20 protein-coding genes are annotated in these 23,835 nt (G+C 59.9%); 11 read left to right on the top strand and 9 right to left on the bottom strand.

All coding sequences use genetic code 11. From position 1 onward, the window contains the following. Positions 1–123: 123 nt before the first annotated feature. Complete coding sequence (locus HMPREF3120_RS01105; RefSeq protein ID WP_070449996.1) at positions 124–1,356, bottom strand: YkvI family membrane protein; 1,233 nt, start codon at positions 1,354–1,356, stop codon at positions 124–126. Between the two features lie 290 nt (positions 1,357–1,646). Between HMPREF3120_RS01105 and rpsA the strand changes: the two genes are divergently transcribed. The 3 genes from rpsA (at position 1,647) to HMPREF3120_RS01090 (ending at position 4,235) form a co-directional block, all read left to right on the top strand. Next, a complete protein-coding gene (gene rpsA, locus HMPREF3120_RS01100; protein ID WP_070422931.1) occupies positions 1,647–3,110 on the top strand; it encodes a 30S ribosomal protein S1 in 1,464 nt (487 codons plus the stop codon). A gap of 100 nt (positions 3,111–3,210) precedes the next feature. Further along, complete coding sequence (gene coaE, locus HMPREF3120_RS01095) at positions 3,211–3,804, top strand: dephospho-CoA kinase (RefSeq protein ID WP_070449993.1); 594 nt, start codon at positions 3,211–3,213, stop codon at positions 3,802–3,804. 77 nt (positions 3,805–3,881) lie between these two features. Then, entirely contained in the window at positions 3,882–4,235 is a 354-nt protein-coding gene (locus tag HMPREF3120_RS01090) for a DUF4259 domain-containing protein (protein WP_070449990.1), read from the top strand. Positions 4,236–4,241: 6 nt separating this feature from the next. Here HMPREF3120_RS01090 and HMPREF3120_RS01085 read toward each other — a convergent pair whose 3' ends face one another. Genes HMPREF3120_RS01085 through HMPREF3120_RS01065 form a run of 5 tightly spaced genes read right to left on the bottom strand, consistent with a single transcriptional unit; the run spans position 4,242 to position 11,159 of the window. Next, a complete protein-coding gene (locus HMPREF3120_RS01085) occupies positions 4,242–5,978 on the bottom strand; it encodes a choline/carnitine O-acyltransferase (protein ID WP_083284717.1) in 1,737 nt (578 codons plus the stop codon). Between the two features lie 24 nt (positions 5,979–6,002). Beyond that, positions 6,003–7,652 (bottom strand): ABC transporter ATP-binding protein, encoded by a 1,650-nt coding sequence (locus HMPREF3120_RS01080; RefSeq protein ID WP_070422928.1) that lies wholly within the window; start codon positions 7,650–7,652, stop codon positions 6,003–6,005. Between the two features lie 19 nt (positions 7,653–7,671). Then, entirely contained in the window at positions 7,672–8,661 is a 990-nt protein-coding gene (locus HMPREF3120_RS01075) for an ABC transporter permease (RefSeq protein ID WP_070422927.1), read from the bottom strand. Continuing rightward, the gene (locus tag HMPREF3120_RS01070) at positions 8,661–9,608 is read right to left on the bottom strand and encodes an ABC transporter permease (protein WP_070422926.1); all 948 of its coding nucleotides are present in this window, start codon (positions 9,606–9,608) and stop codon (positions 8,661–8,663) included. Before HMPREF3120_RS01070 ends, HMPREF3120_RS01075 begins: the two co-directional genes overlap by 1 nt. 6 nt (positions 9,609–9,614) lie before the next feature. Further along, positions 9,615–11,159 (bottom strand): ABC transporter substrate-binding protein, encoded by a 1,545-nt coding sequence (locus HMPREF3120_RS01065; protein ID WP_246815387.1) that lies wholly within the window; start codon positions 11,157–11,159, stop codon positions 9,615–9,617. Between the two features lie 148 nt (positions 11,160–11,307). Here HMPREF3120_RS01065 and uvrB point away from each other — a divergent pair, with 148 nt between their 5' ends. Genes uvrB through HMPREF3120_RS01050 form a run of 3 tightly spaced genes read left to right on the top strand, consistent with a single transcriptional unit; the run spans position 11,308 to position 14,391 of the window. Beyond that, positions 11,308–13,407, top strand: coding sequence for an excinuclease ABC subunit UvrB (gene uvrB / locus HMPREF3120_RS01060; protein WP_070422924.1), 2,100 nt, complete (start codon positions 11,308–11,310; stop codon positions 13,405–13,407). Between the two features lie 18 nt (positions 13,408–13,425). Continuing rightward, positions 13,426–13,884 carry a universal stress protein gene (locus tag HMPREF3120_RS01055; protein ID WP_070422923.1) on the top strand — a complete coding sequence of 153 codons (459 nt, stop codon included), beginning with the start codon at positions 13,426–13,428 and terminating at the stop codon, positions 13,882–13,884. A gap of 60 nt (positions 13,885–13,944) precedes the next feature. Further along, a complete protein-coding gene (locus HMPREF3120_RS01050; RefSeq protein ID WP_070422922.1) occupies positions 13,945–14,391 on the top strand; it encodes a universal stress protein in 447 nt (148 codons plus the stop codon). Positions 14,392–14,403: 12 nt separating this feature from the next. On the opposite strand, the gene HMPREF3120_RS01045 is transcribed toward HMPREF3120_RS01050, so the two are convergent. The 3 genes from HMPREF3120_RS01045 to HMPREF3120_RS01035 form a co-directional block, all read right to left on the bottom strand. Further along, on the bottom strand, positions 14,404–16,593 hold the full coding sequence (locus HMPREF3120_RS01045; protein WP_070449984.1) for a HelD family protein: 2,190 nt from the start codon (positions 16,591–16,593) through the stop codon (positions 14,404–14,406). A gap of 75 nt (positions 16,594–16,668) precedes the next feature. After that, positions 16,669–17,697: a DoxX family protein gene (locus tag HMPREF3120_RS01040; protein ID WP_070422920.1), complete on the bottom strand. Its 1,029-nt coding sequence runs from the start codon at positions 17,695–17,697 to the stop codon at positions 16,669–16,671. A 97-nt stretch (positions 17,698–17,794) separates the two neighbouring features. Next, on the bottom strand, positions 17,795–18,397 hold the full coding sequence (locus tag HMPREF3120_RS01035; RefSeq protein WP_070449980.1) for an MBL fold metallo-hydrolase: 603 nt from the start codon (positions 18,395–18,397) through the stop codon (positions 17,795–17,797). Positions 18,398–18,480: 83 nt separating this feature from the next. Between HMPREF3120_RS01035 and uvrA the strand changes: the two genes are divergently transcribed. The 5 genes from uvrA to HMPREF3120_RS01010 all read left to right on the top strand — a co-directional run bounded on the left by uvrA (position 18,481) and on the right by HMPREF3120_RS01010 (position 23,717). Next, a complete protein-coding gene (gene uvrA / locus HMPREF3120_RS01030) occupies positions 18,481–21,339 on the top strand; it encodes an excinuclease ABC subunit UvrA (protein WP_070450075.1) in 2,859 nt (952 codons plus the stop codon). Between the two features lie 281 nt (positions 21,340–21,620). Next, the gene (gene infC / locus HMPREF3120_RS01025; RefSeq protein WP_083279489.1) at positions 21,621–22,142 is read left to right on the top strand and encodes a translation initiation factor IF-3; all 522 of its coding nucleotides are present in this window, start codon (positions 21,621–21,623) and stop codon (positions 22,140–22,142) included. Between the two features lie 36 nt (positions 22,143–22,178). After that, the gene (rpmI, locus tag HMPREF3120_RS01020; RefSeq protein ID WP_070422917.1) at positions 22,179–22,373 is read left to right on the top strand and encodes a 50S ribosomal protein L35; all 195 of its coding nucleotides are present in this window, start codon (positions 22,179–22,181) and stop codon (positions 22,371–22,373) included. Positions 22,374–22,425: 52 nt separating this feature from the next. Further along, on the top strand, positions 22,426–22,812 hold the full coding sequence (gene rplT, locus HMPREF3120_RS01015; RefSeq protein WP_070422916.1) for a 50S ribosomal protein L20: 387 nt from the start codon (positions 22,426–22,428) through the stop codon (positions 22,810–22,812). A gap of 86 nt (positions 22,813–22,898) precedes the next feature. After that, the gene (locus HMPREF3120_RS01010) at positions 22,899–23,717 is read left to right on the top strand and encodes a TrmH family RNA methyltransferase (protein ID WP_070422915.1); all 819 of its coding nucleotides are present in this window, start codon (positions 22,899–22,901) and stop codon (positions 23,715–23,717) included. Positions 23,718–23,835 lie beyond the last annotated feature (118 nt).

Below are 23,835 nucleotides of genomic sequence, written 5' to 3'. Positions count from 1 at the left end.
ATAAGCCGCAGCTTATGTGGACAGGTGAACGGCTTTTTGGATCCTTTAGTTACGTGGGGGTAAGTGCCAAAATTCTACCCCCGACACCTACCCCCGCTGGGGTGTTAGCGAGACCTGATTGGCCTACACGTCACTGACGGTTTTCTCGTCGGAGGCATCCTCGACGGCGTCTTCAACTGCTTCTTTAAATTCATCCTCCTCGAGATTGGAGTCTTCAGCGAGATCTTCAATCTCGTCCGAGGTGTCGTCGTCAAGCGCGGCCTCAACAGCTTGAGCGCGGCGCTCGCCTTCTTCTTTCAGGCGGGTGCGGTGGCGGAAGTAGACGACGGTCATCACTGTCATCACGAACAGGCCGAGGTAGCCCAGGATCGGGTACAGGTTGGAAACGAGCGGCTGGAAGCCGGCGAAGGAAAGGCCAAAACCGACAATGCAGGCGATGGCATAGACCGGGTAGAAGCGCTCTGGGTTCTTTCTGGTGAGTCGCTTTGCCAGCGCGTAGAACATGCCCAAACAGGTGTTGAACACCATGAGGAAGATCACCCAGGTCATGATGAAGCCCAGGACTGGGTGGACGTTATCCAGCACGGTCAAAAGTGGCATGTCGTGGCCGTTTACTGCCTCGACCTGCATGAGCAGCGCGGCTACAAGAAGGGCAAGAAGTGCCACGTAAATGAGTCCACCAAGGACTCCGCCAATCCGCGTGCTCTTAGTGTCAAACTCATCACCGGCCATCACGATCGCCATCGAGACACCGCATAGGGCGTTTAGTCCCGTGTGGTTGAGTGCACCCAAGAACCAGTACGGGGTGCCGTCAGCGCGGTTTACTTCGTTGCGCGCAAAGTTATCCACCTCAGACCAGTCGACGCTGATCTGGGTGAACGAATAGATCGCGCCGATGAGCACAAAGATCACCAGCAGGGGAGTTGCCCAAGCGATGACAGAGGCGACGCGGTCAACGTCGAATCGGCCGACGATAAGCATCAGTGCAAGCATGAGTACCGCGCCCACCCAAATCTGCCAGTCGAATGCTTGGTTCAGGTTCGAGCCTGCGCCAGCAAACATGACGAAGCCAACGGAGAACATGCAGATAACCGCAGACCAGTCCATGAGGAACGCGGCAGGCTTCGATGCCACCTTGTAGAAGACTTCATTGTGTTCGTCGGCGAGGAAATACGACCCGAATGTGACAAACGCGGTGGCGGCTAGCAGCATGGTCACGCCAGCAACGATTACACCCCAAAAGCCCTGGGTGCCGTAGGCGACGAAGTATTGGAGTGCTTCCATGCCGGAGGCAAAACCCGCTCCGACGACGATGCCGACGAACGATGCTGCGACGGCAAGGCTGCGTTTCCACATAGGGTGAACACACTTTCTGAGTTGTAGAGTTATGGACTTACGTCATGGTAGTCCCTTGCTTATAAACTGCGTTGCAGTGCCCGGGATCCAGATCATTTGCTCTAGCTGCGGAAAGTGTCTACACTCGTGCGGGCGTGTCTACGCGCGAGCTTGGCGTCCATCGTAATAGGAGGGTGTGGCGACCAGCCCGCTGCGAGATCAGCACTCGCGAGCGTTTCGGCGCTTACGCTGCTGAGAGAGACGCTTCTGTCCAATCACGATCTCCTATTTTTTCGGAGCACATACTACTTATGCGCACTACCAACGCACCCCAGGTTGCCATCAACGACATCGGTGGCCCTGAGGAATTCCTCGCCGCAGTCGACGAGACCATCAAGTACTTCAACGACGGTGACATCGTCACCGGCACCGTGGTCAAGGTTGACCACGACGAGGTCCTGCTCGACATCGGCTACAAGACCGAGGGCATCATCCTCACCCGCGAGCTCTCCATCAAGCACGACGTTGACCCGGAGGACGTGGTCGAGGTCGGCGATGAGATCGACGCGCTTGTCCTGACCAAGGAGGACAAGGAAGGCCGCCTGATGCTGTCCAAGAAGCGTGCTCAGTACGAGCGTGCTTGGGGCACCATCGAGGAGCTGCAGGCCAACGACCAGCCGGTTACCGGTACCGTCATCGAGGTCGTCAAGGGCGGCCTCATCCTCGACATCGGCCTGCGCGGCTTCCTGCCGGCATCGCTGGTCGAAATGCGTCGTGTTCGCGACCTGGATCCGTACATCGGCCAGGAGCTCGAGGCGAAGATCATCGAGCTGGACAAGCACCGCAACAACGTGGTCCTGTCCCGCCGCGCTTACCTGGAGGAGACCCAGTCTGCGGTCCGCTCCGACTTCCTGCACCAGCTGCAGAAGGGCCAGGTCCGCAAGGGCGTTGTGTCCTCCATCGTCAACTTCGGTGCATTCGTTGACCTTGGCGGCGTTGACGGCCTCGTCCACGTCTCCGAGCTGTCCTGGAAGCACATCGACCACCCGTCTGAGGTTGTCGCTGTTGGCGACGAGGTCACTGTCGAGGTGCTCGACGTCGATCTCGACCGCGAGCGCGTCTCCCTGTCACTGAAGGCGACCCAGGAAGATCCGTGGCGCGTCTTCGCCCGCACCCACGCTGTGGGCCAGATCGTCCCGGGCAAGGTCACCAAGCTGGTTCCGTTCGGTGCGTTTGTCCGCGTCGAAGAGGGCATCGAGGGCCTCGTCCACATCTCCGAGCTGGCTCAGCGCCACGTCGAGGTTCCGGACCAGGTTGTCAACGTCAACGAAGAGGTCATGGTCAAGGTCATCGACATCGACCTGGACCGTCGTCGTATCTCCCTGTCGCTCAAGCAGGCTGACGAGGACTTCGTCGAAGAGTTCGATCCGTCCCGCTACGGCATGGCCGACTCCTACGACGAGCAGGGCAACTACATCTTCCCGGAGGGCTTCGACCCGGAGACCAACGAGTGGATGGAAGGCTACGACGAGGCTCGCCAGCAGTGGGAGGCTCGTTACGCCGAGGCAGAGCGTCGCCACCAGGCACACGCTGCCCAGATCGAGCGTCACCGCGCCGCTGCAGCCGAGGCTGCAGAGCAGGCTGGCGATCAGGCCAATTACTCCTCTGAGTCTGCAGCTGCAGCTCCGGCAGCTGACCAGGCTGAGGAGAACATCGGCTCGCTGGCTTCCGACGAGCAGCTCGCTGCTCTGCGCGACAAGCTTGCTGGCAACTAATCCACGACGAGTTCGTGCTTAGGGATTGCCTTTAAGCAATCAGCGTCAGCGCCCCGCATCACCGTCATGGTGGGCGGGGCGCTTTGCTATCTTCACATGCATGAAGAAAGCTGGACTCACGGGCGGAATCGGCAGCGGCAAATCCACAGTCGCACGAATGCTGGCAGACGAAGGCTTCCCAGTAGTGGACGCCGACCAGATCGCACGAGAGATCATGGAACCAGGCTCACCGGTGCTCGCACAGGTCGCGGAGGTTTTTGGCGAGGACCTTATCGACGACACCGGCGCCTTAAACCGCGCAGAGCTGGCGAAACGCGCTTTCTCTTCGACGGAGCAAACGGAGAAATTGAACGCTTTAACGCACCCGGCCATCCGCGCTGAATCCAACCGGCGATTCGATGAGGCAGAGAAGGCAGGCGCTCGCGCGGTGATTTACGACATGCCGTTGCTTGTGGATCTCGGCCTACACCACGACATGGACATGACGGTCGTCGTCGATGTTGATGTGGACGAGCGGGTACGCAGGCTCGTCGACAAGCGGGGGCTCACTGAAGCGGACGCGCGGGCGCGCATCGCGCAGCAGGTTGACGACGACACCCGACGGGCGGCAGCCGACATCGTTGTGGATAACAACGGGCCGCTCGAGGCACTTGCAGCACAGGTAGAAAAGGTCGTACGGATGATTGACGCGTGAGTTTCTCACTGGAAATACCGCGGAAATTCACTCTATGGCAATCATTGATTTACCTACGCCTTTTAGCGTGACGCGGTATGGGAACTTGGGATACAGGGCCGTTTGATAACGCCCCCGCAATCGAAGCGGTTGACGCAGTGGTCAACGGCACATTCGACATTGCCCAATTCCGTTTCGATTGTGGGCTTGGGTCGCTGGGAACTGATGAGGCTGCATCCGTCATCGCGCTTGCTGCCATGCTTAACGGACATCTCCCCGAGCGACATAGTGGTGCCGGCGTCGATTCGCCGTTCACATTCGACGATCGGCAGTGGATCAGACGGCGCGCCCGTTCGATTCTTCGACCAGGTGGCTCGGAGCTCTACTCCATGTGGGAGGACGCAGGCGAACTTGACCAGTGGCTTGCCGAAGTGCGAAAGTACGCCGTCTGACTGTCCTTACTCAGCGTTTGTGCTCAACGTAGCGCAGAACTGCCAGAGCAACTCGCCGGCCTTTGTCAGGTTGGCCAGGAACTCTTCCGGCTGTTCGGCAGTCGCTGCGTTCCAGGAGACGCAATACTCCGTATCGTCGTGCAGCGGGGTATACGCGATGCCGAACCCTTCTGGCAATGCCGGTGCGAAGCAGTAGCGAACGATCTGAGCTGCGCCGCCGATCGAGGTCGTGGATAAGAAATCGCGACGAGCAGCGGTTACACGCGTGTCGTTGAAGAATGCGTGAGTGTCGTCGATAGTCGCCATCATCTGGATATGTCGGTCGAAGCCGTTGCCAGACTTGCACCGCTTCACCCATGCCCGATGCGCGTTGATGGCGTCCTCGAGGCCAGCCTGTTCAGCCGTACCCTCCACAAGCGCTCGCGCAAAAGCAGCAGCCTCGGGTGTGGCGGCGCGCAAGCACTCCGTGCGTCCGGCACGGAACTCACGCATGTCAACGGCCTCATATGCCGCGCGTACTCGACCGTAGGTCAGTTGCTGCGCGATAGTCATCATTAACTGCGCTGAAGCATCGCGGCTGAACTTCAACGGCAGGTCCGCAGGCTGGTCAAACGGCACGTGCACGATGCGGGTACGCAATTTCTCCGCCGCGCCCGCAACCTCGGCAACGCTCTTCTCGATGCGCGTGGTGAGCGCGTTATCGAGATCCCAGCGCAGTTCCTGCGGCTTTGCGACGAAATCTGCGCCGACACCGATCTCCGCTTCTTGCATGCGCGTGATCGCGGTAACGAGGGTTCCGCCGTCCTGGCACGAGTGCTCAACGTGCACTGCACTCCAGGGATCTGTCAGGCTGAACTGGTAGCTCAGCGGCTTGTACGTCCATGCACCACGGGGGAGGAAGGTCAGTTCGTTGATCCGCTCCTCGTCGGAAGCGTGTGTGGTTACTCCGTAGTCGATCAGGTCGACGGTGAAGAGGAACTCCTGCAGACGTTTGTACACATCGCCGTTGTCGCCCTGTGCCAACATGTCCGGCAGTACTTCTGCAAGCGTTTCGGAGCCGAGCAGCGATGCCGCGTTGAAGTCCACGCTCTGCTTGCGCGGGGCGTCCAGAACCGTCTCAAGCGCGTTTCGCAGGTTCGGAGCTGCAATCGGCTCGCCAGCCTCGTCGGTCACGGGTACTGCGTAAAGGTGCCCATCGACAAACACGCCGATCTCGCGGTTGGCAGTGCCTGCGGTGGCGACGATGATCTCATCCTCACCGGCACTCGGGTGGCGCAGCCCTCCGCCAAAGACAAACCACTGGTCTTGGGTAATGCGGTTGCCGCGCGCGTCCACGTAGTCCGGCAAGTCATCTCCCGCAGCTTGGAGGTGAACAACCAACGCTCGCCGGATGCCGTCAACCACACGGTCCAAGCCAGTCTCCTCAGATGGCAGCGCCAGCTGGAAACCCACGTTCGTCGTCAGTGTCAGTGGCCCACGGGTTGCCAGGTAGCTCGAATACCACTCGTCGGAAAGCCAGTTCGTGCCTTCGGCCTCACGGGTTGCTGCGCGCTGCCGCAGTGCCTCGTCGAGACGCGGGGCTTGCGACTGCGCGAAGTCAGCGACGATCGCCTTCGCTTCTGCAAGCTCGGTCTCGTCGAGAACCGCCTCAAGCGCATGAATGTAAGCCTCGAGCGTGGACGAAAGATCCGGAACTGGCAAAGCTTTCAGATCGCGCGTCAACGGGTGCGGAGTAATGGGCACTTAAAAGCCTTTCTTCAAAGAGAGTTAAAGTTCCGGGATATTTGCTAACAAGGACTTGGTGTACTCGTGCGTTGGCCGCTCAAGAACATCATCGACTGGCCCTTCGTCCACGATAACGCCCTTGTTCAGCACCGCAATACGCGTGGCGGTGTGACGTGCCAGCGCAATGTTATGGGTGACAAACAGCATCGATAGACCGCGCTCTGCGCGAAGGTCTGCAAGAAGCTCGAGGATCGATGCCTGGACCGACACATCGAGAGCCGACGTGATCTCGTCGCACACCAACACGTCAGGAGCATTCACGAGCGCACGCCCAATCGCAGCGCGTTGGCGCTCACCACCGGACAGATCACCCGGGCGACGGTCGTAGAAACTCCGGTCGAGCTGGACAGCTTCCAAGACGTCCTCGACGACCCTGCGGTGCTCCTTCCGCGACAACTTGCCCGACATGACAAGTGGCACGCTCAGCGACTCACCGATCGTGCGCCGCGGGTTCAACGAGGAAAACGGCGACTGGAAGATGTACTGAACGTACTGACGCTGATCCACGGTGCGCTCGCGGCTGCCGTGCTCAAGCAGTTCGCCCCGCAGGCGCACCTCTCCGGTGTAGCCAGGGTTGAGACCTGCGATTGATCGAGCCAACGTTGTCTTGCCGGAGCCAGACTCGCCGAGCAGAAGAATCGACTCACCCTCCTCGAGCGTGAGATCAATGCCGTGGAGGACCTTGTTGTCGCCGTAGGCCATCTCCAGATTGTTCACCTGCAGCAGCGGGGCAGCGCTATCGCGCTCCTCAACCTGGACGGCAGAGGCGATGCCGTGGCCGGTGATGTTCTTTCGACCCGGCAAATCTGGAATCGCGGCGAGAAGCTTTTGAGTATACGGGTGCTGTGGGTTGTACAGCACCGCCTGCGCAGGGCCTTCTTCGACGATGTCACCGCGCAGCATAACCACGACACGGTCCGCCAACTCAGCCACCACTGCAAGATCGTGCGTGATGTACAACGAAGCGATGTCGTTCTTGTGCGTCATCTCGCGCACGGTGTCCAGCACGTGGGCTTGGGTGGATACGTCGAGGCCGGTCGTAGGCTCGTCGAGAATCAGCACGTCCGGGTACATGGCGAACGCCATTGCGATACCGACGCGCTGCTGTTGGCCACCAGAGAGCTGGTGCGGCCAACGGGCCAAGTATTCGTCGGTGTCCGGCAAATCCACGTCGCGCATGACTTCGCGGACACGAGCACCAGCATCGCCATCGAAGGAGTGCACGTCGAGCACTTCACGGATCTGTTCACCGATACGCATCGTCGGGTTCAAACTCAGTGCCGGATCCTGCGGCACATACGCGATGCGGCTGCCGCGAAGTTCCCGCAGATCAGCTTCGCTGAGGTTGAGGACGTCATAGTCGGTTCCGTTTGCGGAATGGAGGGTCACGGTGCCGTCGAAAAGCATCAGTCCCGGGCGAAGATGACCCATAGCAGCCAAACCGGCAGTAGTTTTGCCCGAGCCGGACTCGCCGACTAGACAGACAATCTCGCCCCGTTTCAGCGTGTAGTCCACACCGTGGAGGATCTCAGCGCCTTCCAACGTGCCCAGGCGAAGGTCGCTCACGCTGAGCACAAAATCATCTGACGACTTGGTGTTGCCGTCTTGGTTCGCGGATATCGCGGTAGTCATTCGTCATTCCCCTTTGCTGCTATCCGTTGTGGCGGATGGGCTCGTGCTTCGGCACCCGTTCCGGGTCGATGGTCTGGTTGCGGCCGCGCTTTGGCGGTGTAGCAGTGGTTGCGGTGGCGCGCGCTGTGGCGTCGGCCAACATGTTGGTGCCGATAGTCAGCACAGCAACCGCAGCCACCGGCAGAAGCACGCCCCACGGCTGCAGCGATAGTGCGATGCGGTTCTCGTTGATCATCAAACCCCAGTCCGCAGCCGGCGGCTGGATGCCAAGGCCAAGGAAGGACAGCGAGGCAATCGAACCAATGGAGTAGGTCAGACGCAGACCCGCCTCCACAGCCAGCGGGCCGGTGATGTTGGGCGCGATCTCCTGGATGAGAATTCTCCAGTGCGGCACCGAATACATCTGGGCGGCGCGGATGTAGTCCTCGTTTGTCACGGACATCGTCGCAGCACGTGCCACACGGGCAATGCGAGGCGCGTGCGTCAAACCAATGACCAGGACGAGCACGGTTGCTGAGGGGCCAAAAATAACGATGGCCAACATGGCAAAAATTAGCTGTGGGAACGCCAAAATCACGTCGTTGAGCCGCATCAGCACCGAATCGACTTTGCCACCTGCGTATCCCGCAATCATGCCGATGATGGTGCCGACAACCATGCCGAGGACCGTGGCCAAAAACGCGGTCACCAACAGGATGAGGCCACCGGCAACGAAGCGAGACAGCACCGAACGGCCAAGGTTATCGGTGCCAAACACTCCGATGTCCGTAAATGGCAGGCCGATGAACTCCGTTGTGCTGCGACCGGTGATCTGCTCGGCGAAGAAATACCCGACGACCGCCAACGCGATGACAAGCCCCGTCAAGACGAGTCCGACCTTGCCTTCGGACTGTGCCCAAATTCGGGACAGCAATGGTTCCGGCTTGGACACCGACGTTTTCAGTTCAGAATCGTCGACCACGGGTTTCGGGGTTTTCCCTGGTTCTTGGGGGTGTACTGGTGCAGACATCAGTTACTCCTCAACTTCGGGTTAGCCGCAATGCTGACAAGATCCGCCAGTAGGTTGACCACGACATATACCGCGGCGATCAGCAGTGAGACAGCCTGAACAACTTGTACGTCGCGGTAGTTCACCGCATCGATGAGCGCGACGCCGAGGCCGGGGTAGCGGAACAGATACTCGACGACCACAATGCCGCCAGCCAGCCACGCGAGCTGGATTGCGACGACCTGTGCAATGGGCCCGACCGCGTGGGGCAGCGCATGACGGAACACCACGCGACGCTCGGGCACGCCTTTCAGTCGCGCCATCTCGACGTAGCCCGATTCCAGTGCCTCGATCATCGTTGCGCGAGTCATACGCGCCACATAAGGCGTGACGACGAACGCGAGAGTCAAGGTTGGCAACACCAGCTGCATTGGGAACTCCCACACACGACTGCCCGGAGGTGACATGGTCACTGCCGGCAAAATTTGGAACACCGAGGTAGCGAACAACGTGACCAGTGCGATACCGATGACGAACTCCGGCAGCGCAGCGAGAATCAACGTCACCCAGGTGATCGCCGAATCGCGCTTGTAACCGCGCCACCACGCCGCATACACACCCAGGAGCACGCCGACAGGGATCGAAATTGCCGCGGCGAGCAGCATGAGTACCAGCGAATTCACCAGTGGCTCGCCAAGCAGTTCAGAAACTGGGCCACCGGTGGACGTCGATGTGCCCAAGTCACCGGTGAAAATGCCTCCCAGCCACAGCAAGTAGCGGGTGACCGGAGGCTGGTCGAGATTCATTTCTGCCTCGAGCGCCGCGATACGTTCCGGCGTTGCCTGCTGGCCCAAAATTGCCGTAGCCGGCGAGCCAGGCAGAAGCAACGTCGCGCAGAAAATGATGACGGATACAGCGAACAGGATGAAGACACTCACCCCGAGCCTGCGAAGAATGAACTTGCCCATGTGTGCTTATGCCTCCGCAATCCAAACTCGCTCGAACATGGCCTGGCCCAGCGGCATACCGCCGGGGTGGGTTTGAAGCCCCACCACGTATTTGTGGTACGCGTCAATCTGGTTGGCAAAGCCCCAGATGATGTAGCCGCCGTCGTCGTAGAGACGCTGCTGCAGCTCGTGGATCATTTCGCTGCGTTTTTCGTCGTCGACAATCGTTCGGGCCTTGTTGGCCAACGCAGTGAACTCCGGGTCCACCCAGTGGGTCTCGTTAAACGGTGAATCCGCCGTTGCACACTGGTTGACCTGCTGGAGGAAGTTTCGCGTGTAGTAGAACGACAACGCGAACGGGTACTCCAGGTAGTTGCCGTCGGCGAAGAATGTCGAGGAATCAACCTGGTTAATAGTTACGTTGATGCCAGCAGGACGGACCTGCTCTGCGTATACCTGGGCGCTACGTAACGCGCCGGTCTGGATTTCAGCGGCGTTGAGGGTGACATCGATACCGTCCGGGTAGCCCGCCTCCGCGAGAAGACGCTTGGCCTCCTCGATATTCTGCCCACGCTGGGGAATGTCCTCCGGGTAGGCGGGGTCGTACGGGCTGAACATGTCGTTGCCCACTTGACCTTCGCCGGAGTAGACCTGGTCCACCAATTGCGGGCGGTCCGCGGCAAGGCGCATGGCGCGGCGCACGCGGACATCATCAAACGGTGCAACGTCCACGCGCATCGTCAGCGGCAACCACATGCCGGTCTGCGAAATGAGGGTGTCCAAGCGCGGGTCTGCATCGATCACACGTGCAAGCGAGTGGTTCAGGCTGCCGATTGCGTCAACCTGGGAAGACAGCAATGCGTTGAGCATGGCGTCCTCCTCCTGGAAGTCGATGATGACAACGCTGTCTAGGTAGGGAGTCTCTCCCCAGAAGTTCTCGTTGCGCACCATCTTCGTCGACTGGCCGGGGGAGAAGTGCTCAAGCTTGAAAGGGCCGCTGCCGATCGGGTTCTTGGGATCGTAGTCCTCCGGCACGATGCCCATTTGATACTCGGCAAGACTGTCAATGAGCGTCGCGTCCGGGGCATTGAGGTAGATGCGCAACTCATTCGGTCCGGTGACCTCCATCGATTCGATGTGGTTGATCGATGCAGCACCGGACTTCGGGTTGTCGGGATCGCGAATACGGTCGTAGGAGAATATGACGTCCTCAGGGCGCACCGGTCGACCGTCTGAGAACTGCACACCATCGCGCAGCGTGATGGTCCACACCGTCGCGTCGTCGTTTGGCTCAATAGCCGTGGCGAGGCGGTACTGCAGGTCGTAGTTGGAGTCGTAGCGTACGAGCGAGTCGTACATGTTGATCAAACGCGTGCCGTCAGAAGCACTCGTTGGAATGTGCGCATCTACGGTGTCGGTGGAAGAACCTCCGACGAGCCCCACCCGGAGCCTGCCGCCGCGACGAGGTGGACCAGAGGTGTTTATCTCCTCGACGGGGGCGGTGGTACACGACGCCAAGGCAAGGGTCGCTCCACCCAGCACGGTCGCCCGCAGCATCTGTCTTCGAGTCATCTGCATAGAACGCTTCACCTGTACTTTCCGACGTGCGCTGGTAGTGCGCTGTTAAATCTATAAGTACAAAGGTATTGTCTTTAGTGATTGCCTGCAAGCAGATTTACTTATAGATCCAGTTTTTGGTTTCGTCGATACACTGGCGAGCATGGCTTTTGCTGCTGAACATCCAGTCCTCGCGCAGTCCGAGTTTCGCCCTGTCGGTGAGATTGAGCGGCGCGAAAAACCATTCGAGGTGGTGTCAGAGTTCCAACCCTCTGGCGACCAGCCGCGCGCCATTGCCGAGTTGGATGAACGCCTCAACCGCGGCGAGCGCGATGTCGTGCTACTGGGTGCGACCGGTACCGGTAAGTCCGCAACTGCGGCATGGCTGATCGAAAAGCAACAGCGCCCCACCCTTGTGATGGCGCCGAACAAGACGTTGGCTGCGCAGTTGGCCAACGAGCTTCGCCAACTGCTGCCGAACAATGCGGTGGAGTACTTCGTGTCGTACTACGACTACTACCAACCGGAGGCCTACATCGCGCAGACGGATACCTACATTGAAAAGGATTCGTCCATTAACGACGACGTCGAGCGCCTCCGTCACTCCGCAACCTCCGCATTGTTGTCGCGCCGCGACGTCGTCGTGGTGTCCTCGGTGTCCTGCATCTATGGCTTGGGTACCCCGCAGTCGTACCTGGATCGCTCCGTTGTCCTGCGCGTCGGGGAAGAGGTGGAACGTGATCGCTTCCTCCGCCTGCTTGTCGACGTCCAATATGAACGCAACGACATCGACTTCAAGCGCGGTACCTTCCGCGTCAAAGGCGACACCGTGGACATTATTCCGGCCTACGAAGAAGTCGCGGTGCGTGTGGAGTTCTTTGGCGACGAAGTGGATTCGCTTTACTACATCCACCCGTTGACGGGCGATGTGCTCAGCCAGGAAGACGAGGTCCGGATCTTCCCGGCAACGCACTATGTGGCCACTGACGAGCGCATGGAAAAGGCGATCGAGGCGATTAAAGAAGAGCTTGCAGACCGCCTCGAGGAGTTGGAGAACAAAGGAAAGTTGTTGGAGGCTCAGCGCCTGCGGATGCGCACTGAGTATGACCTGGAGATGATCCAGCAGGTCGGGTTCTGCTCCGGCATTGAGAACTACTCGCGCCACATGGATGGTCGCCCCGCGGGCTCTGCGCCGGCGACACTGATCGACTACTTCCCGGAAGACTTCCTCACCATTATCGACGAGTCGCACGTCACCGTCCCACAGATCGGTGGCATGTTCGAGGGTGATATGTCGCGAAAGCGCAACCTGGTGGAGTTCGGGTTCCGTTTGCCGTCCGCGGTGGATAACCGCCCGCTGACGTTTGATGAGTTCGAAGCGCGCGTCGGCCAGACGGTCTACATGTCCGCGACCCCGGGCGACTACGAGCTTGAGGCAGCGCAAGGCGAGTTCGTCGAGCAGGTCATCCGCCCGACTGGCCTGGTAGACCCGAAGGTCACCGTGAAGCCGACGAAGGGACAGATCGATGACCTTATCGACGAAATCCGCGGCCGCACGGACAAAAACGAACGCGTGCTTGTGACCACACTGACAAAGCGCATGGCCGAGGATCTCACCGATTACCTGCTGGATAACGGCATCAAGGTCCGCTACCTGCACTCGGACATTGATACCCTGCAGCGTGTCGAACTGCTACGCCAGCTGCGCCTTGGCGAGTTCGACGTCTTGGTCGGCATTAACCTCCTGCGTGAGGGCCTCGACCTGCCTGAAGTTTCGCTCGTCGCCATCCTCGACGCCGATAAGGAAGGTTTCCTGCGGTCGACGAAGTCGCTCATCCAGACGATCGGTCGTGCAGCCCGAAACGTCTCCGGCGAGGTCATCATGTACGCGGACCAGATCACCGAATCGATGCAGGAAGCAATCGACGAGACCGAGCGTCGCCGCGAAAAACAAATCGCATATAACAAGGAACACGGCATCGACCCGCAGCCACTGCGCAAAGCGATCGCCGACATTTTGGATCAGGTCTACGAGAACGCGGATGCGGACGCGCCAGCGTCGCTGAGTTCAGACACCGCTGTCGCGGAGAAGCCAGATGTGGCGAACATGGCCTCTGACGAGGTGCAAAAGCTTATCGACGACCTCACCGTCCAGATGCGCGACGCCGCTCGGGAACTGAAGTTTGAGCTGGCGGGACGCCTCAGGGATGAGATCGCTGACCTCAAACGCGAACTGCGTGGTATTAAAGACACAGGAAATTAGCGAAAGGACAGAATCCTCATGCACACCTACACTTCTATCGCCGTCGGTACTGACGGTTCACCGACTTCCATGGTCGCCGTGCGTGCCGCCGCAAGCCTTGCACGCGTGTACGACGCGAAACTCACGATTATCTGCGCGCACTACACGGCGTCTGGGTCGATGCTGAACTCCACCAACGCGGAGCTCAGCCGTGTCGACATCGTGACGGAGACGAACGCGCGCAACATTTTGGCTGAGGCAAAGAAGATTGCTGAAGAGGAGCAGGCGAAGGAAATCAACCTGGTCTCCTCAGGCGGCCAACCCGCGACCGTGCTGGTGGAATCGGTGCAGGAATATGACGTTGATCTGCTCGTTGTAGGTAACAAGGGCATGCGTTCCATGGCGGGCCGGATCTTCGGCAATATCCCGGGCAACGTGGCGAAGAAGGCGCCGGTGGATGTCATGCTCGTCGATACCCGGTCTGAGGGACACAATTAAATCCTTCGTGGGTAGAATGTCCCCGATATCCGCGCCGTAATCTTGAAAGGTGATTTCCACATGGCCGATTCCCCGTACAAGACCATTGTTGTTGGCTCCGACGGGTCCAAGTCGTCCCTCCTGGCCGTAGAGCGTGCCGCTAAGTTGGCTGCTGCATTCGGCTCCACCCTCGTTATCGGCACCGCCTACTACGAGAACGAGGATGAGGCTGCCAAGGCCCTGCGCCAGGACTCCGTGACCATCCTCGGTGACCAGAAGGCTCTAGAGAACCTTGAGGGTGCCGCTGAGCACGCACGTTCCTTCGGTGCACCCGACGTCCAGACCGCGACCCGTCCGGGTACCCCGGTTGAGGCGCTCATGGCGATCGTCAACGACAACAACGCTGACCTGCTCATCGTCGGTAACCGTGGCATCAACTCGCTGACCGGCCGTCTGCTCGGTTCGGTGCCGGCTGACGTCGCGCGTCAGTCCAACTGCGACGTCATGATCGTCCACACCGTGAACTAAGCGGTTTCTCGCTTAGTTCCCGATCACCGTCAGCGTCTGCGTGGCGCGGGTGACAGCGACGTAGAGGTCTTGCCACCCTTGTGGCGAGGCCTCTACGATTTTTTGTGGCTCCACCACGGTGACGTGGTCGAATTCGAGGCCTTTCATCTCGTCGACGTTGTGCACATCGATCACCGCATGCAACCCATCCCGCTTGTCGACGACCTCCGCACCTGCCGGAAGAAAATCAACCGGAATGCCGGTGGATCGGATTGCCGTCGGTGCAGTCGCCTCCGGATCAATTTGTGTCAGAACTTCCGCCGCATAATCTGAGATTTCCTTCGGCGTGCGGTAGTTCACCGTCAGCTCGTGGAGACGGAAGCGCTGACCCACAAAGCGTTCGAGTGCTGCGGTCCAATCGTCCACGCCCGCTGGCGAGGAAGTCTGCGCGGTATCTCCGACAAGGGTCATCCACCTTGCCGGGCACCGGCGAAACACCATGCGCCATTCCATTGGGGATAACTCCTGCGCCTCGTCGACGATGATGTGTCCATAGGCCCATGTTTGATCCGCACTGGCGCGCTGCGCGGTAGAACGATTATCAGTGACCCGCTGACGAGCAGCGAGCGTCTCTGCGTCGATCACGTCAGCCGCAGAAAGAATCTCCGCCTCAAACTGGTCGTCATCGTTATCGGTGGACTCGGACGAGGCAAGGATATCCAGCGCGTCTTCGGCCTCCTCCACGAGTTCGCGCCACTCGGCTTCTTCCTTGCGGCGGGCTTCTTCCGGATCGACGGTGCCGATCAGCACCGCCAGTTCGTCCACAAGTGCAGTATCGGCGGGGGAGAAGTCCTCCTCCGGGGAGCGCAGCAGCGCCGCACGTGTGTAGTCGTCGTAGTCGTAAGCAGCGTGCGCAATCGCATCCTCATCGGTGAGGAACTCACCGAGTACGTCGGTGGGGTCGAGCTCGGGGAAGTGCTCGTCGATAAGCGCTAGCACCTGTGGCTCATCGGCGAGGTCATCGTGGAGCTGATCTATGTCTGCAGCAGACAGCAGGTTGGCACCACCGAGGGGATCTTCACCAATCTTTTGGGCCAAAGCCTCCGCCAGCGATTGGGTGAGGTGTTCTGCAAAGAACGGACGCGCCTGATTGTGCGGCCGGCGGGAGCGACGTGCGCGAGTGCGCGCGGCCTTGATCATGGCGGGCGTGGCCTCAATGGCTACTGAATCAATCGTCAGCACGACCGGCTTGTCGGGCACGGTTTCGTAGGCTTGCACGGCGCGCTTGAGAATCGTCACCATCTCCTCCGACCCCTTCACCTCCCGAGCCGCGATCGAATCGCTGCCCGTAGGCGTAAACCCGGGGACGAGTTGATCAGCAGTGGAAAGCACTACGCCAGTCTCGCCGAGCTCCGGCAACACACGGGAGATGTACTCCAAAAACGCCGGGTTCGGACCCACGATAAGCACGCCGGTGCGGCTGAGCTGCTCGCGCCACGTGTACATCAAATAGGCAATACGGTGCAGGGCAACCGCAGTCTTGCCCGTACCCGGACCGCCCTGTACAACCATCACGCCGCGGGTTGGATCGCGGATGATTTCGTCCTGCTCGCGCTGGATCGTCTCCACGATTGAGCGCATATGACCCGTGCGCGCTTCATTCATCGCACGGCGAAGCGCAGCCTCAGAGCCAACCCCGGCCACCGATGTGTCTGCGTTGTCGCCGGACAGCACCTCGTCATCTACCGCAGTAACCTTGCGCCCCCGCATGCGGATATTTCGGCGCCTCTCCACGCCCTCTGGGTGGGCGGTCGTCGCAAGGTAGAAGGGGCGTGCGAGCGGGGCACGCCAATCGAGCAACAACGTGCGGTAGTTATCCTCGCGGTCGTCAATGCCGAGTCGACCAATGTAGCGCCGGTCCAAATCCTCACGCCCCGGCACTGGATTTTCGGGCTCATCGTCTGCAACGTCAATGCGCCCAAAGACAAGCCCGGCTTCAGCAACGCCAAGCGTGTCCAATTTGGCATTGAGGCCGTGGTACTCAGTTTCTCGCCGCACAAGAGCGTCCGAATCCGGGTTGTCCGGATCAACATCACGCTGAACCTCTTCGAGCCTCGCACGGGCACGAGCCACCTCGGCGTCGAGGTGTGCGAACAACGTATCCGCGTGAGACTGCTCGTCGGCGACGGGGTCAGGTGAAAGATTGTGCTGTAAATCCTGCATCCCCGAAACAAACAACCCCGAGGCGGGAAATATTCCCAACGCCTCGGGGCCGTAACGTTCAACTAAGTTCAGTGCTTAGCTGAGCTTCTTCTGAGCCTTCTTCACCAGCTTCTTCGCGCGCTTCTCAGCCTTCTTGGCCTTACGCTTCCACTTCAGCTTGGTGATCCAGGACGGATCAGCATCGAGCTTGTCCCAAGCCTTCTCCAGCTTGTCGATGGCACCCTGCGCCTTGTCCTGAGCCTTCGCGGTTGCTTTGTTGACCTTGCGCTTCGCCTTGAACTTGTCCAGAGTAGACGGCTGCAGATCGTTGAGCTGATCCTGCAGGTCACCAACAACGCTGTTGACCTTGCGCTTCGCCTTGAACTGCTGGATCTTCGACGGCTTCAGGTCATCGACCTTGCCCTCTGCCTTGTCTGCAGCGTCATCGAGCCAGTCACCAGCGTCGGAAAGGAAGCTCGAAGCCTGCTTCTTAGCGTCGTCGAACCAGTCGCTAGCGGTATCGCCGGCCTTGGAAGCGGCCTTCTTCCAGTCGCCCTTGTTGTCGTCGATGTAATCGGCAACCTGGTCGGTGCGGTCAGAGAACCAGTCACCAGCCTTGTCAAAGGCCTTCTCGGTCTCAGACTTGGTCGGCAGCGCCTGCTTGATGTTCTTCTGCGCAACGGAAGCGGCGTTCTGTGCACGCCACTTCATGTTCGGCTTGCCAGCCGTATCAACAGTTGCCAGCAGCACGCCACCAGCAAGACCGAGGTCGGTCAGGGCGCCACTGCGACGACGAGCCTTCTCTTCCTCGCTGTCGGCCTCCCAGAATGCGTGGCGGCCGATCACCGTCGGGATCGCGGTTGCAGCCAGCAGGGTGGCGGACAGGCGCGGGAACTTGCCGATTGCGAACAGGGAGCCAGCGCCAGCCTTAACGCCGCCGACAATCTTTGCGGCGGATTCCGGATCCTCCGGAACGAAGCCGCGGTACTCGGCTGGAACAGCGGTGCGCAGCTTCTTCAGGACAGTATTTGCGGAGTCCTTGTGGGCTGCCGGGTTCAACAACGTCTCAACGCCGTCGATCACGTAGACCGATGCCAGCATTGGGCGTGCGATTTTGCGAATCATATATGTACCCAAATCCTTACGTTTTGTAGCTGATTGTGCTCCCACCGAGTGTAGCGATTTTGCGCCAGGCCAGCTGTGTCCTATTGCACAACGCCACTTACCAGCGACGCTCCCACCACTCGTCAAGGTGCGGCCGTTCTGCGCCCAGCGTGGTGGGTTTTCCGTGGCCAGGGCGAACGATTGCGTCGTCGGGGAAGGCGTCGAAAAGCTTCTGTTTCACATCGTTGAAGAGTCGCACGAAATCACCCTCGGACTGGGTTTTGCCCAAGCCCCCCGGGAATAGGGAGTCGCCCACGAAAAGGTTCGGGGTGCCGTCGATGTCTACCGCGATAAACGCGCCGCCGGGAGTGTGCCCGCGCAAGATACCCACAGGAATGCGATGGCCGGCGAACTCGATGGTGTCACCGTCGCGCAGTTCCACATCGGGGGCGACGGGAAGTGCAGGGGCATCCAAAAACGGTGCGTAGTGTGTGGCGCCGGTTGCCTCCAGCACTGCTTCCAAAGCGCGAGTGTGGTCGTGGTGGCGGTGTGTGGTCAGTACAGCGGTAATTTCCACACCGGCGTCGCGGGCCATGGCGTGGAGGGTGTCGGGCTCGTCGGCGGCGTCGATAAGCAAACCTTGCTCCCCGGAAGAGAGAAGGTAGCAGTTGTTGTCCATGGCGGATACGGAAACCTGGTGCAGCTTCAGCGAAGTACTCATGCCCGCCACAGTAGTAAGGAATGTTTGTATAGCGCGCGACGTTGGTAGTTTCTTGGGAGTACGAATCGACGAAAGGCGAAGACGTGGCCGACAAACTTATTGTGCGTGGTGCTCGGGAACACAACCTCAAGGGCGTAGATGTCGAGTTGCCCCGCGACAAAATGGCGGTGTTCACCGGACTGTCGGGCTCGGGCAAGTCCTCGCTGGCCTTCGATACCATCTTCGCCGAAGGCCAGCGCCGCTACGTTGAGTCGCTGTCGTCCTATGCCCGCATGTTCCTGGGGCAGATGGACAAGCCCGACGTCGACTACATCGATGGGTTAAGCCCAGCGGTGTCCATTGACCAGAAGTCAACCAACCGCAACCCGCGCTCGACGGTAGGCACGATTACTGAGATCTACGACTACCTGCGTTTGCTGTACTCGCGTGCGGGTACCGCCCACTGTCCGGAATGTGACGCTGTGATTGAGCGACAGACCCCACAGCAGATCGTTGACCGGATCCTGGAGTACGAAGAGCGCACGAAATTCCAGGTGCTTGCGCCGATCGTGCGCAAGCGTAAGGGTGAGTTCCAGGACCTGTTTGCAGACCTCGCCGCCCAGGGTTATGCGCGTGTGAACGTGGACGGGGAGACCTACCAACTCACCGACCCGCCGAAGTTGGAAAAGCAGATCAAGCACAACATCGACGTTGTGGTGGACCGCTTGATGGTCAAGGCGAGCCAAAAGCAGCGTCTCACTGACTCCGTGGAGACAGCGCTGAAGCTGGCGGACGGCCTCGTGGGCTTCGACTTTGTGGATCTCGACGCTGACGACCCGGAGCGCGTACAGATCTTCTCCGAGAAGATGGCCTGCCCGAACGGGCACAAGCTCAACGTGGAGGAGTACGAGCCACGTGCCTTCTCGTTCAACTCGCCATTCGGCGCTTGCCCGGCCTGCGACGGCCTTGGCGTGCGCAAAGAGATTGATGTTGACCTGATCATTCCCGATCCGGATGCGCCTGCGGTTGATGCGTTCCAGCCGTGGAACTCGAGCCCGAACAAGAAATACTTCACCAAACTCATCGAGGCACTGGCGAAGGAAGAGGGTTTCGACGCAAGCGCTCCGCTGAGTTCGCTGACGAAAACGCAGCAGAAACACCTGATTCACGGCTCGTCGACCAAGATCAACGTCCGGTACAAGAACCGCTTCGGCCGTCAACGTTCCTACACCGCCGCCTACGAGGGCATTGTGGGCTACATCGAGCGCAAGCTTGAACAGGCCGAATCGGATACGCAGAAGGAACGGCTTCTCGCATTCACCCGCGAGGTGCCGTGCCCGACCTGTAAGGGTGCCCGCCTGAAGCCTGAGATCCTCGCAGTGCGTCTCGCATCAACGACGCACGGCGAGAAGTCCATCGCGGGCCTGACGGAGCTTTCCATCGAGGACGCCTCCGAGTACCTGGACAACCTCGTGCTGGGCTACCGCGAGGAGATGATTGCTGGTGCAGTGTTGCGAGAGATCCAGGCGCGCTTGCATTTCCTGCTCGACGTCGGCCTGAACTATCTGACGCTCGCGCGCTCTGCCGGCACGCTGTCCGGTGGTGAAGCACAGCGCATTCGCTTGGCGACGCAAATCGGTTCCGGTTTGGCCGGCGTCCTGTACGTGCTTGACGAGCCGTCCATTGGACTGCACCAGCGAGACAACCAGCGCCTGATCGCAACGCTGAAGAAGCTGCGCGACCTCGGCAACACGCTCGTTGTTGTCGAGCACGACGAGGACACGATCCGTGAGGCCGACTGGCTCGTCGATATCGGACCCAAGGCTGGCGAGTATGGCGGTGAGGTGGTCTACCAGGGAGATCCGGCAGGCATCCTGAAGGCGAAGGACTCGCTCACTGGTGATTACCTGGCGGGACGTAAGAAGATTGAGGTTCCGGAGCAGCGACGTGTCGTCGATAAGCAGCGCATGCTCAAGGTTGTTGGTGCCCGCGAGAACAACCTAGACAACGTCGATGTGAGTATCCCGCTGGGCGTACTTGTGGCTGTCACGGGTGTATCGGGCTCGGGCAAGTCGACGCTGGTGAACCAGATTCTGGCGAAAACCCTGCAAAACCAACTGAACGGTGCGCGCCAAGTGCCCGGGCGCGTGAAGAAGGTCGAAGGCCTGGAGCACCTGGACAAACTCGTGCAGGTGGACCAAAGCCCGATCGGGCGCACGCCGCGGTCGAACCCCGCGACATACACGGGCGTGTTTGACAAAATTCGTAACCTGTTCGCCGAGACTCAAGAGGCGAAGGTTCGCGGCTACAAGGCCGGGCGATTCTCCTTCAACGTCAAGGGCGGCCGCTGTGAGGCGTGTCGTGGCGACGGCACGATCAAGATTGAGATGAACTTCCTGCCGGACGTGTACGTCCCGTGCGAAGTGTGCCAGGGTGCACGTTACAACCGCGAGACGCTCGAAGTGCGCTACAAGGGCAAGAACATCGCCGAGGTGCTCGACATGCCGATCTCCGAGGCAACCGAGTTCTTCGAGCCGATCACCTCGATCCACCGCTACCTGCAAACGCTGGTAGATGTCGGTCTCGGCTACGTCCGACTCGGGCAGAGCGCAACCACGCTGTCCGGCGGTGAGGCACAGCGCGTGAAGCTCGCCGCGGAGCTGCAGAAGCGTTCTAACGGTCGCACGATCTACATTCTCGACGAGCCGACCACCGGCCTGCACTTCGAAGACATCCGCAAACTCATGCTGGTGCTCAACGGGCTGGTGGAGAAGGGCAATACCGTGCTGGTCATCGAGCACAACCTGGATGTGATCAAGTCCGCTGACTGGATCATTGACATGGGTCCGGAAGGTGGCTCAGGCGGCGGCACCGTGGTTGCGCAGGGCACCCCGGAGGACGTGGCCAAGGTCGAAGGGTCCTTCACCGGCGAGTTCCTCCAGGATGTGTTGGCAAAAGGGTAGGAGAGCTCGATTTGGTGCACGCGTGTAATGCGTGTACTATTCACTTCGCACCGCCCAGCGTGTCCGTTTGACGGGTACGCGGGCCACAAGAGGAGTGAATCCCACCCCAAGCCGCTGGCGTTGAGCCGAGTTGGATACGGGTCAAACGGTGTGCCAGATGTTGGCATGCCTGGACGATCTCCCGCCACCGTTTTTCGGTGAGCGGGTTTTTCGCGTGAGATCACCCCGAATGTGACCCAGAGCGGCAACGACATTGTTTCTCGAAGTCTCTAGGAGTTCTCATCAGCGCTGAAGCTCGGATTAACGATCGAATCCGCGTCCCCGAAGTTCGCCTTGTCGGCCCGTCCGGCGAGCAGGTCGGCATTGTCCGTACGGATGATGCCCGCAAGCTGGCGTACGAAGCGGATCTCGACTTGGTTGAGGTGGCGCCGAACGCTAAGCCGCCTGTGGCCAAGATCATGGACTACGGCAAGTTCAAGTACGAGCAGGATCAGAAGGCCCGCGAGGCCCGTAAGAACCAGCAGCAGACCGTGGTCAAGGAACAGAAGTTCCGTCCCAAGATCGATGAGCACGACTACCAGACCAAGAAGGGCAATGTTGAGCGCTTCCTGGAGAAGGGCAACAAGGTCAAGGTCACCATCATGTTCCGCGGCCGCGAGCAGTCCCGCCCTGAGCTGGGCTACCGCCTGCTGGAGCGTCTCGCTGAGGATATCGGCGAGTTGGGTGTGGTCGAGTCCCGCCCGAAGCAGGACGGCCGCAACATGACGATGGTCTTCGGACCGGCTCGCAAGGGCAAAAAGTAAGTTTTGAAATAACCGACACTCTGAAGGGCTTTCACCATGAAGCAGAAGACCCACAAGGGCACCGCAAAGCGCATCAAGGTCAACGGCAAGGGCAAGCTGCGCCGCGAGCAGGCTGGTAAGCGCCACCTGAACGAGAAGCTCTCCTCGAAGCGTCGCCGCAAGCTCTCCGGCACCACCGACGTCGCTAAGGCTGACGTCAAGCGCGCAAAGCGCCTCCTCGGCATGTCCTAAGCACTGCCCGATCAATCAACCGATTACGAGATAAGAAAAGGAAGTTTGACTCATGGCACGTGTGAAGCGTTCAGTCAATGCTAAGAAGAAGCGCCGCGCAATCCTCAAGTCCGCGAAGGGCTACCGTGGCCAGCGTTCCCGCCTCTACCGCAAGGCTAAGGAACAGTGGCTGCACTCCCAGACCTACGCTTACCGCGACCGTCGTAAGCGCAAGGGTGAGTTCCGCAAGCTGTGGATCCAGCGCATCAATGCTGGTGCACGCATGAACGGCATCACCTACAACCGCCTCATCCACGGCCTGAAGCTGGCTGAGGTTGAGGTCGACCGCAAGATCCTCGCCGAGCTCGCTGTCAGCGACTTCGCTGCATTCTCCGCCTTGTGCGAGGTTGCAAAGAACGCTCTGCCGGAGGACGTCAACGCTCCGAAGAACGCTGCGTAAGCGCTTTCGCTTTTCGACGACACACCGCCCCGTCCCACCACACCAGGTGGGACGGGGCGGTTTTTGTTCGCGGTAAGGTATCGGCCATGGCATTGGATTTTGAGCAGCCGTTTACTGAGCGCACCCCGCGTGTGGTCAACGCTGCGAAGCTGAAACGCGCGGCGGGTCGTCGCAAAGCAAAAGCTTTTCTCGCGGAAGGGGAGAACGCCGTGGAAGCGGCGGTGGCCACGGGTGCTGCAACGGACTTGTTTGTCACCGAAGCAGCAGCAGAGCGTTTCGAGGAAATCGTTCGCGCCGCTGGCTACATGGATGTCTACACGCATGCCATCAACGACAAGGCTGCTCAGCACCTCGCCGATGCGGTGACCAACACGGGTATTTTCGCGGTGTGTAGGCCGGTGCTGTGGACGGTGCCGTCGATCCTCAAGGGCCGGCCCCGTCTAGTCGCAGTGTGTGTGGAGACCAACGACCCGGGCAACGCAGGCACGATCATCCGCCTAGTAGATGCGCTGGGTGCGGATGCAGTCATCTTCGCTGGGGACACCGTCGATCCAGAGTCGCCGAAAGTGGTGCGTTCCACCGCAGGATCGTTGTTCCACGTACCAGTGGCACGTGACCGTGATGTCCACCGGGTAATTGGGCAGCTGCATTCTGCAGGATTAGCTACGGTGGCAACCTCGGCGTCGGGGGAGACATCCCTCGCGCAAGCGGACGAGGTGCTTGCACGCCCAACAGCGTGGCTGTTTGGCAACGAGGCCCACGGGCTTAGCGATGAGCTTCTCACCAATGCTGATCACCGGATCTCCATCCCGATTAAGGGCAGCGCGGAATCGCTGAATCTCGCTACCGCTGCATCCATGTGCCTCTGGGAATCCTCAAAGGCGCTCGACGCAGACGAAAGGTAATCGCGATATCGACACCTATCGCATGTCCCCCTAGCGCATTCATGTGTCGGCTCCACGGGTAAAGTGGTGGACGCTTTTGAACCGACATCGCTGCAGACGCCCTGAGCTGCAGAGCACT

Source organism: Corynebacterium sp. HMSC11D10 (assembly GCF_001806995.1).
GTDB classification, from domain to species: domain Bacteria; phylum Actinomycetota; class Actinomycetes; order Mycobacteriales; family Mycobacteriaceae; genus Corynebacterium; species Corynebacterium coyleae.
The sequence above is the reverse complement of the archived record's forward strand: the minus strand, read 5'-3'. Positions and strand labels throughout refer to the sequence as shown.

Bases quoted from the DNA above. Each gene is read 5' to 3' on its own strand.
- HMPREF3120_RS01105 (WP_070449996.1), bottom strand. From the start codon at position 1,356: ATGTGGAAACGCAGCCTTGCCGTCGCAGCATCGTTCGTCGGCATCGTC.
- rpsA (WP_070422931.1), top strand. From the start codon at position 1,647: ATGCGCACTACCAACGCACCCCAGGTTGCCATCAACGACATCGGTGGC.
- coaE (WP_070449993.1), top strand. From the start codon at position 3,211: ATGAAGAAAGCTGGACTCACGGGCGGAATCGGCAGCGGCAAATCCACA.
- HMPREF3120_RS01090 (WP_070449990.1), top strand. From the start codon at position 3,882: ATGGGAACTTGGGATACAGGGCCGTTTGATAACGCCCCCGCAATCGAA.
- HMPREF3120_RS01080 (WP_070422928.1), bottom strand. From the start codon at position 7,652: ATGACTACCGCGATATCCGCGAACCAAGACGGCAACACCAAGTCGTCA.
- HMPREF3120_RS01075 (WP_070422927.1), bottom strand. From the start codon at position 8,661: ATGTCTGCACCAGTACACCCCCAAGAACCAGGGAAAACCCCGAAACCC.
- HMPREF3120_RS01070 (WP_070422926.1), bottom strand. From the start codon at position 9,608: ATGGGCAAGTTCATTCTTCGCAGGCTCGGGGTGAGTGTCTTCATCCTG.
- HMPREF3120_RS01065 (WP_246815387.1), bottom strand. From the start codon at position 11,159: ATGACTCGAAGACAGATGCTGCGGGCGACCGTGCTGGGTGGAGCGACC.
- uvrB (WP_070422924.1), top strand. From the start codon at position 11,308: ATGGCTTTTGCTGCTGAACATCCAGTCCTCGCGCAGTCCGAGTTTCGC.
- HMPREF3120_RS01055 (WP_070422923.1), top strand. From the start codon at position 13,426: ATGCACACCTACACTTCTATCGCCGTCGGTACTGACGGTTCACCGACT.
- HMPREF3120_RS01050 (WP_070422922.1), top strand. From the start codon at position 13,945: ATGGCCGATTCCCCGTACAAGACCATTGTTGTTGGCTCCGACGGGTCC.
- HMPREF3120_RS01045 (WP_070449984.1), bottom strand. From the start codon at position 16,593: ATGCAGGATTTACAGCACAATCTTTCACCTGACCCCGTCGCCGACGAG.
- HMPREF3120_RS01040 (WP_070422920.1), bottom strand. From the start codon at position 17,697: ATGATTCGCAAAATCGCACGCCCAATGCTGGCATCGGTCTACGTGATC.
- HMPREF3120_RS01035 (WP_070449980.1), bottom strand. From the start codon at position 18,397: ATGAGTACTTCGCTGAAGCTGCACCAGGTTTCCGTATCCGCCATGGAC.
- rpmI (WP_070422917.1), top strand. From the start codon at position 22,179: ATGAAGCAGAAGACCCACAAGGGCACCGCAAAGCGCATCAAGGTCAAC.
- rplT (WP_070422916.1), top strand. From the start codon at position 22,426: ATGGCACGTGTGAAGCGTTCAGTCAATGCTAAGAAGAAGCGCCGCGCA.
- HMPREF3120_RS01010 (WP_070422915.1), top strand. From the start codon at position 22,899: ATGGCATTGGATTTTGAGCAGCCGTTTACTGAGCGCACCCCGCGTGTG.